At 80.9% G+C, this 246-nt stretch carries 1 protein-coding gene; it reads right to left on the reverse strand.

Annotated elements, in window-relative coordinates:
* On the reverse strand, window positions 1–246 hold a 246-nt coding region (locus ACQG3P_RS21680; protein WP_426806205.1), incomplete at both ends, for a hypothetical protein.

The following is a 246-nucleotide window of genomic DNA, read 5'->3' on the forward strand; positions in this document are numbered from 1 at the left end:
CTGCTGGCCGCCCGGGTCGAGCCGCGCGTGCGCTGTATCCAGCGCGGCGTGGGTGGCGGCGTCCCGCACGCCGTCCGGTCGGGCCACCTCGACCATCCACGCGGTGCGCGCGCGGATCTGGTTGCCCAGCGCCGCGGCGAAGGCCCGGCCGGCCCCGCTGCGCGGCAGCGCGCGGGGGTGGTCAGTGTAGGCCGTGGCCAGCCGGGGGCGGGGGGCGAAGCGCGCCAGCTCGGCTCGGAGCGCGCG

The organism is Stenotrophomonas sp. SrG (assembly GCF_050031795.1).
In the GTDB taxonomy this organism is placed as follows: Bacteria; Pseudomonadota; Gammaproteobacteria; order Xanthomonadales; family Xanthomonadaceae; genus Stenotrophomonas; species Stenotrophomonas rhizophila_A.